Origin of the sequence: Janthinobacterium violaceinigrum (genome assembly GCF_009208555.1) — a bacterium.
Classification (GTDB): Bacteria; Pseudomonadota; Gammaproteobacteria; order Burkholderiales; family Burkholderiaceae_D; genus Janthinobacterium; species Janthinobacterium violaceinigrum.
Genome location: NZ_WFLI01000001.1, coordinates 229,755 through 243,669, shown reverse-complemented (window position 1 = coordinate 243,669; position 13,915 = coordinate 229,755). Strand labels below are relative to the sequence as shown.

Here is a 13,915-nt window from a genome sequence, read left to right as displayed (position 1 = left end):
GTCGCCGTTGAGCCAGGCCGCCGATGCGCCTGCCGCTGCCGGTCACCACTGATTTTGTACACCGCGCCCCGCGTGTCGCAGGACGATGACCCGCACAGCTGGAGCGCGGCCGGCGGCAAGCAGCTGGCGCAAGCATGGGTGTAGAGGGCGACGAAAACTATGTGCTGAAAACTGTCAGCATGCGCTGGTCACTGAAGGTAACGGCCCGGTGCAGGCGGCGCGGCGCGGCCTGGTGCGGCGTGCGGATGTTTTACCAGGTGGCCGGGTCTTCCGCCGCCGCGCGGGCCAGGTCGTCGCACCACTCCTGCTGCACCAGCCGGTAAATGTCGGCAAAGAAGGCGCGCGGGTCGGCCATTTCATCCCATCGACAGGGCAGGGCATACGTGCTTTCGGGGTCATGTTCGAGGATGGCCTGGAAATCGTAGGCGGGGTCTTGCAGCGCCTGCGCCAGGACGGCCACCAGCGCATGGCGGTGGCGGTAGCCGAGTTCCTTGTATTGCGACGTGATGTCGCGCCGTATCAGCGCCGCGCGCTGGGCAGGGTCGTTCATGTCCCAGCCATCGAGCTCCACGCCCAGAGTTTCTTCACGGTCATACACGTCGAAAGGACCGAGGAAATGGTGCAAGGTGGGAACGTAGAGGGCATCGCTCCAGGGGCCGCGCAGTCCTTTTTGCTGTTGCATGGTGACGTCCCTTTCACGCGCACTCGGGCAAGGTCCAGCCTTCGTAGCCCAGGTCGGTGGGATAGATGGCACGGTTCTGGCCCCAGCGCGCATAGTCGAGGATGCCGTCTTCGTGCATGTCCAGCACCCATTCTGTGCTTTCCAGCAAGGTTCCATCCTTGTGGTAGACGCGGAAGAAGGTCGTCGTGCTCAGCGCGCGCACGATGTTCTGCGGTACGCCATCGCCGTAGTGGGGCACATAGGTCTTGATCACGCACGTGCCCTGGTCGTTCCACTTCTGGGCATACACGGTGGCATTGCGCGCCGCGCTCACCTTGATGAACAGCCAGCCTGCCAGCAGGATGGCGAACAGGATGGCGGCGGCGATCAGGCCGGTTTTCTTGAGTAGCTGCATGAGGTCATGGCAAGGCCGAAAACGAAGTTGCCGCATTGTATGTCAAGAGCAGAAATACTTGCCGTACAGCACGTACGGCAAGTATTTCCCTGCGTACTGCCGTCTTACTGCAGTCTATTTCGCCAGCGCCGCGTGCAAGGCGTTCGCCATTTCCAGATGGTGTTGCAACGCCGGCAAGGTCTTGGCGGCAAAGGCCTTGATGTCAGGGTCGCTGGCCTTCTGGCTGGCATCCGTAAACAGTTTCACGGCGTCCTTGTGCGCGGCCACGCCGATGCTGGCCGCATATTCCTTGTCGAATTGCGGGCCTTCCAGGCGGCCCAGCTTGTCGATTTGCGCCTTGTGCTTCGCGGCCGGCTGGTCGCTGACCTCGATCTGCTTGCTGCTGGCCAGCTGTTTCAGTTCCTCCGCCACTGTCGTGTGGCCGCTCACCATGGCGTCGGCGAACTTCTTCACCTCCTCATTGCTGCTCTTGCTTTGCGCCACTTTGCTGGCAGCAATTTCCGTGCTGCCAGCGTCGGCAGCCTTGCTGAGGAATTGCCTGTCGTAAGCGGCGGGTACGGCGGCGGCAATGCTGCTGATGGCGATGCCGCTCAGCAGCGCCACGGCGGCGCCGATGGCCACGCTTTTCAGGAAAGGCGTGCGGGAACTGGTGGTGGAGATGGGCATGGAAAATCCTTTCAAGTGTGGTTTTTTCTATAAGCTGATGACAATGTTAAGCCACCAGCCTGCGCACACGAATAGGACCGTCGCGGCCATGCCCGTAGGACTAGTCCTGTTCGCTAGCGCACAATTCGACTTGTTTCAGAGCAAACAAGGCAGCGATGCCCGCGTCGCGTCGCCAGGCGGGCATGCCGATATCGAGCCACTGCGCCATCGCTTCCAAGTGGGAGGGTTCAGAGACGCTGTGCTCGAGTTCGTCGAGCACCGTTTCCCTGTCGATGTACAGGCTGTCCAGCCAGGCGTCGAACGAGGGCGCCAGCTCGATGAAACCGTGGGCGCGCTTGCCCGTCCATTCCGGCAACTCCTGCACATAGGCCAGCACGCGGCCGCCGCCGTCTTCCGTCAAGTCCAGGTAGACCATGGAATTGCCGCCATCGCGGGCGAAGGGCAGGATTTTCGGGGGCATGGCCGTGTGCTGGCGCGCCGCGCGGATTTCGCCCACCAGGGTTTCATCGCAGAAATCTCCTTCGTCGGCGCTGAAAAAGGTATTGAAGCCCATCTTTTCCACGCCGCCATTACCGTCCGGCACATCGCAGGTGTAATCGAACCAGGCGCCGTTGGCCGCCTGCAGGAAGGCAAGGAAAGCGGGCGGCAGCGGGGCTTCCAGCAGGGTTTCGATGGCGGCGATCTGCTGCGCCGTAGGCGGCGGCTTGGCGCCCTCGATGGCCAGGTGGCGGTATTGCGTGTAGTAGTTAGCGATTGAATGGTTCATTGATTATCCTTGTGTATGCACTGGCGCCGCGTCGTCGCAGCCTGTCTCCACCTTGGCCAGCGCATCGACGAGGCCGGCGCGCAGCACGGCCATCGAGCGGGCTTTGTCATCGATCTGGGCAATTTTAATTTCCAGCATGCTCCGCTTGGTGGCCGCATCGAGGGTATTTTCCTGCCAGACGGCAATCACTTCGGCGATTTCCTTCAAGGTAAACCCCAGGGCCTTGGCGTGGCCGATCAGCTCGATGCGCCGCACGGCTTGCGCCGAATATTCCTTGTAGTTATTCGTCATACCCGGCTGCGGCGCTTCGTCCAATAAGCCCTGGCGCTCGTAGAAGCGCACCGTGTCCTTGCTGACGCCCGTCAGGCGGGTGATTTCACCGATGCGCATGGTTTTTTGACTTTCTCTTCATTTGTGGACCGCGAAAATGTGCAGGGCAAGGCATGTGCAACGCAGGCATGCGCACTTTTTTACGATTCACGCTTGACCGTGGACTAAAGACCACAGTTTACAGTGAAATCCTCTTCACTACGATTCAATTGCCATGACCGCCTTCAACTATACCAATCAAACCGTGCTGATCACGGGCGCCTCGTCCGGCATCGGCCGCGTCTTTGCGCAAACCCTGGCCGCGCGCGGCGCCCACGTGCTGCTGCTGGCCCGCTCCGGCGCCGTGCTCGACAGCCTCGCGGCCGACCTTTCCCGGCGCCACGGCATCCGCGCCCATGCGCTGGTGGCCGACCTGGGCCAGCCTGGCGCCGCCAGCGAGGCGTACGCGCGGGCCTGCGCGCTGGGCATGCCGCCCGATGTGCTGATCAATAACGCGGGTTTTGCCACGCATGGCAGGTTCGAGAGCATCGGCCTGGCGCGCCAGACGCTTGAGGTCGCCGTCAATTGCTCGGCCCTCATGGAACTCACGCACCGCGCCTTGCCGCACATGCTGGCCCAGGGACGGGGCGCCATCATCAACGTGGCGTCCACGGCGGCCCTGCAACCCGATCCCTACATGGCCGTGTATGGCGCCTGCAAGGCCTTCGTGCTGTCGTTTTCGGAAGCGCTGTGGGCGGAAAACCGCCGCCGCGGCGTGCGCGTGCTGGCCCTGTGCCCCGGCGCGACGGATACGCCCTTCTTTGACGTGGTGGCCGCGCCTGAAGCGGCCGTGGGCCGGCGCATGGCGCCGCAAGCCGTGGTCGATGAAGCGCTGCGCGCGCTGGACCGGGGCCGCAGCAGCCACGTGGCGGGGCGGCCCAACCGGCTGCTGGCCTGGCTGCCGCGCCTGTTGCCCCGCCAGACCGTGCTGGGCATCGTGGAAGGCATGCTCAAGCCGAAGACGGCGTAGCGCTCAGAAGGCCATGGTGGCAAACATGGCCAGCACGGCCGTCGCCATGACGACGGTGGACAGCCAGCCCAGCGCCCGCAGGCGGCGCGAAATGGTGAGCGAGCCCATGATGGCGGGGCGCGAGGCCATCACCATCATCAGGGCCATGATGGGCACGGAAATGACGCCGTTGATGACGGCGCTCCAGTACAGGGCCTTGATGGGGTCGAGCGGCGTGAAGCACAGGGCCGCGCCGATCACGGTGGACGTAACGATGATGCCGTAGAACTTCTTGGCGGCCCGGGGCGCCAGTTCCAGGCTGCTTTTCCAGTGAAAGGCGCCGGCCATGGCATAGGCGGCAGAGCCTGCCAACACGGGTATGGCCAGCAAGCCCGTGCCGATGATGCCCAGGCTGAACAGGGCAAACGCGAACTCGCCCGCAATGGGACGCAGGGCGGAAGCGGCCTGGGCCGATGTGTCGATATGCGTGATGCCTTGCGCGCCCAGGGTCACGGCCGTCGTCAGCATGATGAAGAACGCCACCAGGTTGGAAAAGCCCATGCCGATGGCCGTGTCCATCTTGATGCGCTGGAACTGCCGAGGCGCCTGCTCGGGCGTGCGGCGCAAGGCTTGCGCGCTGGAATCGGCCTGCAAGTCTTCCACTTCCTGCGATGCCTGCCAGAAAAACAGATAGGGGCTGATCGTGGTGCCGAACACGGCCACGATCATGGTCACCGACGCGGCCGACCAGGCCAGCTGGGGCCAGACGGTGCGCAGCGCCACTTCGCCCCACGGAATATGCACGGTCAGCACGGTGGCCACATAGGCCAGCAAGCCCAGGGTCAGCCATTTCAGGATGCGCACGTACTTCTGATAGGGAATGAACACTTGCAGCAGCAGGGACAGCAGGCCGAAGCCCACGGCGTACAGGTGGGGCGGGCCGCCGATGATCAGGGTCAAGGCATCGCCCATGGCGGCCACGTCGGCGGCGATGTTGATGACATTGGCCAGCAGCAGCAAGCCGACGATGGCATACAGCAAGGAGCGGGGATAGTGGCGGCGGATATTCGTCGCCAGGCCATGGCCGCTGACCCGGCCTATCTTGGCGCTGATGACCTGGATGCCCAGCATCAAAGGAAAAGTCAGGCACACGGTCCACAGCATGCCGAAGCCGAACTGGGCGCCCGCCTGCGAATACGTGGCGATGCCGCTGGGATCGTCGTCGGCCGCGCCCGTGATCAAGCCAGGGCCCAGCTTGCCCAGCCAGGTGTCGGACGTGGCTGCGGGCTGTTCGCCATTTTTCCCGGTTGGCATCTATGCCGCCTGTTTTTGCGCCACGAAGGCGGCCGTCAGGTAGGGCACGCTGATGCTGTCCCGGTCCCGCAAGGCCGGTTCCGAGGCGACCAGCTTGCGGATCTCGTCGTCGATGCGCTGGCGCTCCTGCGGCGGCAGGGCGGCGATAAAACTGGTCGAGCGCACCCGGTTGAACAGCACGTCTTCGACCGAGCCCGTATGCTCCTGGGAAAATTGTGTTTCCTGCAAGGGCGCAAAGCCCGCGTGGGGGAAGGCCTGGCGCCAGGCGCCCGTGTAGTAACGGGGCGTGTCGCCTTCGGCCCGGTTGACGATGGCGTCGAGCCTGGCCACCCAAGGCACGCTGGCGTCGCGCAGATTCCACACCAGGCCCAGCCTGCCGCCCGGCTTGAGCACGCGCAGGATTTCATCGAGCGCGGCCGGGGTGGCGAACCAGTGAAAGGCTTGCGCGCAGACAACGGCGTCGACGGACGCATCGGGCAAGGGAATGGCCGTTGCCGTGCCGGACAGGGCCTGTACTTGCGGCAAGGCTGCGGACAGGGTGGCCAGCATGGCAGGCACGGGTTCCACGGCGATGACGGTGGAGCCCGTGTCCAGCAGGCGCGGCGTGAACTTGCCCGTGCCGGCGCCCAGGTCCAATACGGTGGCGCCCGGCGCCAGGCCCAGGCTATCGTGCAGCCAGGCCGACACGGCGGGTGGATAATCGGGCCGGCCCTTGACGTAGGTGGCGGCCGCCGTGGCGTAGCCGTCGGCTGCCGCGTGATGGATGTTGCTGCTCATGCATGACTCCCAGGCGTGGTCGTGGCATGAGCGTAGCAGATTACGCGGGGAACAGGGTGTCAGTAGCGCGCATCGGTGGGTTTGCCGCCCTTCGGCCAATCCTTGACCTTGTCGGGGAAGTCGGGGCGCGGCATGTGGGTGAAATACTCGGCCACGTCGACGGCATCCTGGTCGGACAGGTTGCCCTGGCCCAGCGGGAATTTCTGGCCGTGGCCCATCACCATATTGGCCTTGACGAAGCCGGCCGCCGTGTAGGTGCGGGCCATGCCGGCGCCGATGTTGAACGAACGGTCGCCCCACAGCGGCGGGAAGGCCACTTCGCCGTTGGCGCCCCGGATGCCGTCGCCATTCGCGCCATGGCAGACGGCGCATTGCTCCGCATACACCTTCTTGCCGTGCACGGGGTCGGGCAGCAGTGCGCGGTCGATCTTGGCCACGCCCCGTCCCGGCACCTTGTCGTTCGCTTGCGTGGCGCCCTTCATCCAGTCGATGTAGGCGACCATGGCTTGCAGGTCGGGACCGTCCACGGGCAGCGGCTTGCCGTGCATGGAGCGGCGGAAGCAGCCGTTGATGCGCTCGCCCAGGCTGATGACCTTGCCGGCACGGGGCGCTTCCGACGGGAAGAAGGCGGAAATGCCGAGGAAGGGCGAACCGTTGGCCACGGTGCCGCCGTTCAGGTGACAGCTGCTGCAATTGAGGTCGTTGCCCACGTTGTTCGGCAGGCGCGCGCGCGTTTCCGTCATCAGCTGCATGCCGTGGATCAACTGGCTGGCATTCGGTTCGGCCGACAGGGCGGCGAAGCGGGGCGTGACGAAACCGCCCGCATCCGGCGCCTTGAGCTTGAGTTCCTTGCGCACCTTGGCGATCTGCGCTGGCGTGACGGGCGCGCCGTGGTTGCCCCACTTGCCGCGCACGAAGGTGAGGATTTCCGCCAGTTCCGTGTCCGACAGGCGGTCATACGACGGCATGCCGAACGAGCGGGGCGAATGCTGCGTGACGGCCGACTGCCAGCCCGTCAGCGCGATATGGATGACGGTAGTGGCGTCCTTCGACTGCACGGAATCGTTCTGCGCCAGCGGCGGGAAGATGTTTTCCACGCCGCGGCCGTCGCGGCGGTGGCAGGTGGCGCAAAACTGCAGGTAGCCCAGGCCGCCACGCGTGTTGTACAGCGCATCGTTGCTGGCCGCGACAGCAGGCGCCGGTTTGATCTGCGACACTGGCGCGCCCGGCTTGGCCGGCAAGCTGTGCAGGTAGTGCGCCAGCGCGTCGAGGTCGCCGTCCGTGAAGTACTGCGTGCTGTGCGTGATGACTTCCGTCATGCTGCCGGCCGCCGTGCCGAAGCTGTTGCGGCCCGTCTTGAGCAATTGCACGATGTCGGCCGGCGTCCACAGTTTGCGCAGGTTGACCGCATGCCAGCCGTCGAAAGTGAAGCCGGACAGGTAATGCTTGCCGCTGCTGCCATCCTGGCCCATGGTTTTCTCCTGGAAAGCCACGCCGCGCGGCGTGTGGCAGGAGCCGCAATGGCCGAGGCCCTGGGCCAGATAGCTGCCCCGGTTCCAGACGGCCGACTTGGCGCTGTCGGGCTTGAACGGCGCGTCGTCGAGGAAGACGGCGTTCCACAGAGACAAGCCCCAGCGCATGCTGAACGGCCATTTCATGTCCGTTTCGCGGTTTTGCTGCGCCACGGGCGCCACGCCCCGCTGCAGGTAGGCGTACAGGGCCTGCATGTCGTCGGGTGTGATCTTCGCGTAGGAAGGGTAGGGCATGGCCGGATACAGGTTGTGGCCGTCGGCCGCCACGCCCTTGCGCATGGCGCGGTCGAATTGCGCGAACGAGTAGCTGCCCAGGCCCGTCTTCGCGTCGGGCGTGATATTCGTGCTGTAAATGGTGCCGAAAGGCGTTTTCAGCTCCAGGCCGCCCGCCATGGGGGCGCCGTTCGGACTCGTGTGGCAAGCCACGCAATCGCCCAGGCGGGCGACATATTCGCCACGCTTGATCAGTTCGGCCGAGGCGGCAGGCGCGGCCCGGGCGCTGGCGCAGCAGGCCAGCAAGCCCAGGAGCAGCAAGATGAGCGCGAACCAGGTAGTTGTCGGAAAGAAAGTGACGCGATGGCGGTGCGAACCGCGAGGGGGGATGGAAATGGCGTTCATGGTGACCCTTTATTATTGGGGCCAAGCTTACGCATTCGCTGCCATGGCGAAAATTGGGAGTTTCTTTCGATCGACTAGGTAATTTTGCCTAGTGCATCACGGCAAAAATTCGTGTATGCCTGCGCGCGGCGCACCGGCAGGCGCGCATGGCAGACACCGTGCACGCCTGCCCGTCACCGCCGGCCTGCTTCACGCCATGTGCGCATACTCGGGCAGCGCGATGGCATCGGCCTTGGGCGTCAGGAACTTCGCCAGGATGGACTTCACAACCGGCACATTGCTCATGCGCAGCAAGGCATGGCCAACGGCGATCCCGGCGCGCGAGTGCGGCGAAGCGAGGCGGGGCGCGAACTTGGGCACGTTCTGCGCCTGGTCCACATACGGGCGCATGATCGCTTCATACGCGGCAAATGCCTGCGCGTGATCGTCGTGGCGTCCCAGTTCCCCCGCCAGCACGTAGGCGCCGCACATGCCCAGGCTCGTCCCCATCCCGCTGATGGGCGAAGCGCAATAGGCGGCGTCGCCCACGAGCGCAATGCGGCCTTTCGACCAGCGCGCCATTTTTACCTGGGAAATCTGGTCGAAATACAGGTCGGGAGCGTCGTCCAGGGCTGCCAGGATGCGCGGCGTCTCCCATTTGAGGCCGCCAAATTTCTCCTTCAGCAGGGTCTTCTGCTCGGCAGGCGACAGCTTTTCGTAGGCGCTGGGTGCTTCCTGGAACGACAGCAAGGCGCGCGTGGTGCCCAGGTTATCGGGACGCAAACATACGCTCAGGCCGCCAGGGGCATTGAACCAGCGCATCTGGCGCGCATCGCCGGGGGCGCGGGGGATGGTGAAATAGGCCGTGTAGAGATCGAACGAGCGGCGCGTGACTTCGTTGCCGAACACCAGCTTGCGCGTGTGCGAACCTACGCCTTCGGCGCCGATGACGAGATCGAAGACCTGTTCGCCACCCTGCTCGAAGCGCACCTTGACGCCATGGGGCAATTCTTCGAGCGCGGCGATGCTGTCGCCAAAGCGGTAGTTCACCGTGCTGCGGCCATGCTCGATCAGCAACTTGGCCAGTTCCCCCCGCAAAATTTCCAGCTCGGCCACGGGACCGTTGCCGCCGAACGCCCCGATGCCGATTTCCGCCTGGGTGCGGTCCTGTTCGTCGACAAACTTGATGCCGTCCTCATGCGTGCTTTTGGAACGGATGGCGCTTTCGAGCCCCATGCGCTGGGCCACGATCTTGCCTGCGCCCCTCACGTCGATCGTTTGTCCCCCATCGCGAAATTCGGGCGCCCGCTCGACCACGGTGACGTCCATGCCCTGGCGCGCCAGCCAGAAAGCCAGGGTGGGGCCGGCGACACTGGCGCCCGTTACGAGGATTTTTCGTTTGTTTTTCATTTTGTTTTCTTTTCTGATGGGGTTGGCAACGTGGTCCGGTAAACCGTGATCACTTGCTGGAGAAAATGTTCGATCGTCGTGCGTTCGTTGGCCGACAGGGCGCCCAGCACCGCATCCAGCCCATCGAGCATGGGTGCGATATGCCGGTACGTCTGAGCCACGGATGCCGGCACGGGATGGACGAGCACGCGGCGCTTGTCGTCCTGCTGGCGTACGCGCGTCACGTGGCCGGCCCGTTCCAGGCGGTCGATGACGAGCGTCACGCCCGCCGTCGTCACGGCAAGGCGCGCGGCCAGCTCATTGGGCGACAGGGGACCATGCGTGATCAACTGCTCCATCAGGGCCAGGTCCGTCTGGTTGATGCCCATCGCGGTGCCCAGTTGCTGGGCCGTTTCGCGCGTCAGGATCGCGATATCCTGCAGCTGGCGGCCGATGGCGTCGCCGGCGATGTGCATGCCGCGCGGATCTTCCGCGGCGAACGATTCAGTGTGTGCGGGCTGGTCATGCATGGTTTACCTCGAGTTCAGATTTTGCAGCAGTGGGAAAAAAGAAGGTCACGCCCATGAAGGCGATGAGTATGAAGGCCTGGATCGTCAATGCGGCGCCCAAGGCCAGGTCCGGCGTCATGGCGGGATGGGCGGCAAAAAATGCGCCGCTGAACAGGGCCACGCCTATTGACGCGGCAATCGATTGCACGGCAGACAGCACGCCCGAACCGGAACCGATCTGCCTGTCGTCCAGCGACGCCAGAATGATACTGAACAGGGCAGCAATCACGAGGCCGGCGCCGATACCGCAGACCAGCATGCCTGGAACTATCTGCCAGGCAGAAAATGCCGCCGTCTTGCCCAGTTCAAATTGCAGCAGTGCCACGCCGGCCAGCTGGACGCCGGCCCCCAGTTGCAGCACCTTGCGGCCAAAGCGGGCCGCCAGGAACGCGCCGCTCAAGGTGGCGCCGCACGCCGTACCCACAGCGAACGGCAGGTTGGCAATACTGGCTTCGCCCGCCGTCAATCCATGGCCGATCTGCAAGAACAGCGTCAGCACCAGTTGCATGCCGACCAGCGAGCAAAAGAACAGGGCGATGCCGGCCAGTCCCGCCGTGTAGGCGGGGCGCCGGAAGATCGACGTCATGATGAGCGGCGTCTGCCCCGCGCGCACTACCGCCGACTGGCGCAGGCCGAACAGGCCGAAGCCCAGCACGGCCATCGCGATGGCGGGCCATCCCCAGGCGGGCCACGCCTGCGCCTCGCCCAGCGGCAAGACCAGGAGGATGGAAGACAGTACCAGCAGGCTGGCGCCGATGGTGTCGATTTTCACAGACGGGTCGCCCGCTCGCCGGGGCAGGTAGCGCCACGCCACGAGGAAACATGCGATGCCGATCGGAATATTAATCAGGAACATGGTACGCCAGCCGAGGCCAAACAAATTCGATTCGAGCAGCATGCCGCCCAGCACGGGGCCCAGTATGCCCGCCAAGCCCAGGATGGGGCCGAAGATGCCGAACACCTTGGCCAGATCGGGACCGCTGTAGTTTTCACGCAGCAATCCCAAACCTTGCGGCAACAGCATGGCACCGGCCAGCCCCTGCAGCAGGCGAAAGGCAATCAGGAATGCAATGGTCGGCGCCACGGCGCACAGCAGCGAGGCGATGGAAAACGCGGCCAGGCCCAGCAGGAACATGGCGCGCCGGCCGAAGCGGTCGCCCAGCCGGCCGCCGAGCACCAGGCCGGCGCCCAGCGCAAGCGCATAGCCGCCGATCACCCATTGCATCTGGGCGGCGCTGGCGCCCAGCGTCTCGATCAAGGCCGGACCACCGACGTTGACGATGGTGGAGGCGGCAAGGTCCATGATTTCGGAAACGATCATGACAAGTAAAATGGGCCAGCGAGGCAGTGCAGCAGTATTCATCCGAATTAATAGCTAACTTAGTTAGTGATAAAACGAGACAGTATACGGATTTTTGATCGCTGTCAATGCGGCGGGGCAGAGGCCCCGCGCGTCAAACGGGCTTGTCGTTCCACTCCATGATGCGCTCGCGCAGCCAGCGGTGCGCCGGGTCCAGGTGCATGCGCTCGTGCCAGACCATGGCCATGTCGTAATCGGGCAGGGCGACGGGCGGCTCCCAGGTGCGCAGCGCGCCCAGCGCGTTTTTCAGCAGGCGCGACGGCAGCAAGGCCACCATGTCGGACTCTGCCAGCAGGGGCGGCACGATGAGGAAATGGGGTACGGACAGCACCACCTTGCGCTTCCGCCCCAGCTGTTCCAGCGTCGTATCGACGCTGCTGCGGAAACCGCCGCCATTGGGCGAGACGACGATAAATTCCAATGCGCAAAATTGATCGAGATCGGGCGCTGTCTGCAGCAGCGGGTGGCCGTGGCGGCCCGCCAGCACGTAATGCTCGGTGAACAGGGTGCGGTGGCGCAAGCCGGCCGGCGCTTCTTCCTGGGCCAGGAAGCCGAGGTCGACCTGGCCGCTTTCCAGCTCTTGCGCCATGCGCGCCGGCACGGCTTCAAACACGGCCATGCGCGACAGCGGCGCCTGCGCGCGCAACGATGGCAGCATGGGCCGCAGGATCGCATATTCGGCGGCGTCTGCCGCGGCCAGGTTCCAGCGCACGTCGGATGTGGCCGGATCGAACGCCTGTTCCGGCTGCAAGACTTGCTCGAGCTGGGCCAGCGCGGCTTGCAACGGTGCGAACAGGGACAGCGCGCGCGCCGTGGGCAGCATGCCGCGCGGACCGGGCAGCAGCAGCGGATCGTCGAAGGCGGCACGCAGCTTGCCCAGCTGCACGCTGACGGAAGGCTGGCTCAGGTGCAGCCGCGCGGCCGCCCGCGTGACGTTGCGCTCGATCAGCAAGGCATTCAGGGTCAGCAGCAGGTTCAAGTCCAGCTTGTGCAAATTGTTCATGGCTATACCTTGTATATCAACTATTCATTTCCACTATGATAGCGCAAGCCCTACAGTGGTTCCTGTGCTTTTCCACTCTTCACCTTTTACAGGAACTAACTGATGCAACTCCATGAATATACAAGCTTTGATGGCCTGGGACTGGCCCAACTGCTGCGCGATGGCGCTGTCTCGGCGGCCGAATTGCAGGACGCGGCCGTGCGCGCCTGCGCCGCCATCAACCCGCAGATCAATGCCGTGGTCGAGCTGTGGCCGGCGGATTTGACTGCCATCGACCGTACGGCGCAGTTCGCCGGTGTGCCATTCCTGATCAAGGATGTGGCCGTCACGATGGCGGGCCAGCGCAGCGAAGCGGGCAGCCGCCTGGGCGCCGGCCATGTGGCCACGTTTGACTCCCATCTGATGACGCAGTTCCGCCAGGCGGGACTGGCGACCTTGGGCCGGACGAGCACGCCGGAAATGGCGTTCGCCACCACGACGGAACCCGTGCTGTACGGCGCCACGCGCAATCCGTGGAACCTCGCTGTGAGCGCGGGCGGCTCCAGCGGCGGCGCGGCAGCGGCCGTGGCGGCCGGCATCGTGCCGCTGGCCCATGCGACGGATGCGGCCGGCTCCATCCGCGTGCCGGCCGCGTCGACGGGCTTGTTCGGCTTCAAACCGAGCCGGGGACGGGTGTCGAACGGTCCCGCCATGGACGAGATCTTCAGCGGCCTGGGCGTGCAACTGGGCGTGAGCCGCACGGTGCGCGACAGCGCCGCCTTGCTCGATGCCGTGCAAGGCATCTTGCCGGGCGAGCCGTATGTGACCGGTGCGCCCGGCCACAGCTGGCTGTCGCAGGTGGGCGTGGCGCCCGGCAAGCTGCGCATCGCCGTGCAACGGGCCGCCTGCAATGGCGCCCGGCCTGTGCCCGCCATCGATGCGGCGCTGAACGACACCGTGCGCCTGCTGGAAAGCCTGGGCCACCACGTGGAAGAAGTGCCCGCCGCGCTGGGCGTGTCGTGGGCAGCGTTCGTGCAGGCCAATGCCAGCATCTGGTGTGCCAACCTGGTGCCGTGGATCGATGGCCTGGCGCGCGAAAGCGGACGCGCCGTGTCGCTCGCGACCCTGGAGCCGGCAACCCTGGCTTGCTACCGCCATGGACAGACGGTGTCGGCCGTCGAGTTCGTCGGCGCCCTCGACGTGCGCAACACGGTCACGCGCCACGCCGGCGCCATGTTTGGCCAGTACGACGTGCTGCTGACGCCCACCTTGCCGGACTTGCCGTGGCAACTGAGGCGCTATGGCGAAAAGGAGGAACAGCTTGACGGTGTTGGCTGGACGGCGCGCCTGTTCGAACACTCGCCGTACACGCCGCTGGCCAACGTGGCGGGATTGCCGGCCATGTCCGTGCCGCTGGCGCAGTCGCCCGATGGCATGCCGATCGGCATGCAATTTATGGCGGGCTATGGAAACGATGGCGCCTTGCTGCGCCTGGCGGGACAACTGGAGCGGGCGGCGCCGTGGGGGCAGCGGTGCCCGCCCGTGTGGGCGGGAAATTAAGAACGGCGC

Annotated in this window: 14 protein-coding genes; 2 read left to right on the top strand and 12 right to left on the bottom strand. The window is 65.0% G+C overall.

Annotated elements, in window-relative coordinates:
- Positions 1–250: 250 nt before the first annotated feature.
- From GCN75_RS01175 to GCN75_RS01155, 5 genes are all read right to left on the bottom strand, one after another.
- Positions 251–682: a hypothetical protein gene (locus tag GCN75_RS01175; RefSeq protein WP_152280971.1), complete on the bottom strand. Its 432-nt coding sequence runs from the start codon at positions 680–682 to the stop codon at positions 251–253.
- A gap of 13 nt (positions 683–695) precedes the next feature.
- Complete coding sequence (locus GCN75_RS01170) at positions 696–1,076, bottom strand: hypothetical protein (RefSeq protein WP_152280970.1); 381 nt, start codon at positions 1,074–1,076, stop codon at positions 696–698.
- A gap of 114 nt (positions 1,077–1,190) precedes the next feature.
- On the bottom strand, positions 1,191–1,742 hold the full coding sequence (locus tag GCN75_RS01165; protein WP_152280969.1) for a DUF4142 domain-containing protein: 552 nt from the start codon (positions 1,740–1,742) through the stop codon (positions 1,191–1,193).
- 100 nt (positions 1,743–1,842) lie between these two features.
- Entirely contained in the window at positions 1,843–2,508 is a 666-nt protein-coding gene (locus GCN75_RS01160; protein WP_152280968.1) for an SMI1/KNR4 family protein, read from the bottom strand.
- 3 nt (positions 2,509–2,511) lie between these two features.
- Complete coding sequence (locus GCN75_RS01155; protein ID WP_152280967.1) at positions 2,512–2,898, bottom strand: MerR family transcriptional regulator; 387 nt, start codon at positions 2,896–2,898, stop codon at positions 2,512–2,514.
- A gap of 154 nt (positions 2,899–3,052) precedes the next feature.
- On the opposite strand from GCN75_RS01155, the gene GCN75_RS01150 reads away from it, so the two are divergent.
- Complete coding sequence (locus GCN75_RS01150; protein WP_152280966.1) at positions 3,053–3,847, top strand: SDR family NAD(P)-dependent oxidoreductase; 795 nt, start codon at positions 3,053–3,055, stop codon at positions 3,845–3,847.
- A gap of 3 nt (positions 3,848–3,850) precedes the next feature.
- On the opposite strand, the gene GCN75_RS01145 is transcribed toward GCN75_RS01150, so the two are convergent.
- From GCN75_RS01145 to GCN75_RS01115, 7 genes are all read right to left on the bottom strand, one after another.
- Positions 3,851–5,140 carry an NRAMP family divalent metal transporter gene (locus GCN75_RS01145; protein WP_152280965.1) on the bottom strand — a complete coding sequence of 430 codons (1,290 nt, stop codon included), beginning with the start codon at positions 5,138–5,140 and terminating at the stop codon, positions 3,851–3,853.
- Positions 5,141–5,917: a class I SAM-dependent methyltransferase gene (locus GCN75_RS01140; protein WP_152280964.1), complete on the bottom strand. Its 777-nt coding sequence runs from the start codon at positions 5,915–5,917 to the stop codon at positions 5,141–5,143.
- Positions 5,918–5,976: 59 nt separating this feature from the next.
- Positions 5,977–8,067 (bottom strand): c-type cytochrome, encoded by a 2,091-nt coding sequence (locus GCN75_RS01135; protein ID WP_152280963.1) that lies wholly within the window; start codon positions 8,065–8,067, stop codon positions 5,977–5,979.
- A gap of 189 nt (positions 8,068–8,256) precedes the next feature.
- Complete coding sequence (locus GCN75_RS01130; protein ID WP_152280962.1) at positions 8,257–9,456, bottom strand: FAD-dependent monooxygenase; 1,200 nt, start codon at positions 9,454–9,456, stop codon at positions 8,257–8,259.
- On the bottom strand, positions 9,453–9,965 hold the full coding sequence (locus GCN75_RS01125) for a MarR family winged helix-turn-helix transcriptional regulator (RefSeq protein WP_152280961.1): 513 nt from the start codon (positions 9,963–9,965) through the stop codon (positions 9,453–9,455). Before GCN75_RS01125 ends, GCN75_RS01130 begins: the two co-directional genes overlap by 4 nt.
- Complete coding sequence (locus tag GCN75_RS01120; RefSeq protein WP_226940984.1) at positions 9,958–11,325, bottom strand: MFS transporter; 1,368 nt, start codon at positions 11,323–11,325, stop codon at positions 9,958–9,960. Before GCN75_RS01120 ends, GCN75_RS01125 begins: the two co-directional genes overlap by 8 nt.
- A 133-nt stretch (positions 11,326–11,458) precedes the next feature.
- Positions 11,459–12,367 (bottom strand): LysR family transcriptional regulator, encoded by a 909-nt coding sequence (locus tag GCN75_RS01115; RefSeq protein ID WP_152280959.1) that lies wholly within the window; start codon positions 12,365–12,367, stop codon positions 11,459–11,461.
- A 102-nt stretch (positions 12,368–12,469) separates the two neighbouring features.
- Between GCN75_RS01115 and GCN75_RS01110 the strand changes: the two genes are divergently transcribed.
- Complete coding sequence (locus tag GCN75_RS01110) at positions 12,470–13,906, top strand: amidase (RefSeq protein WP_152280958.1); 1,437 nt, start codon at positions 12,470–12,472, stop codon at positions 13,904–13,906.
- Positions 13,907–13,915: the final 9 nt, after the last annotated feature.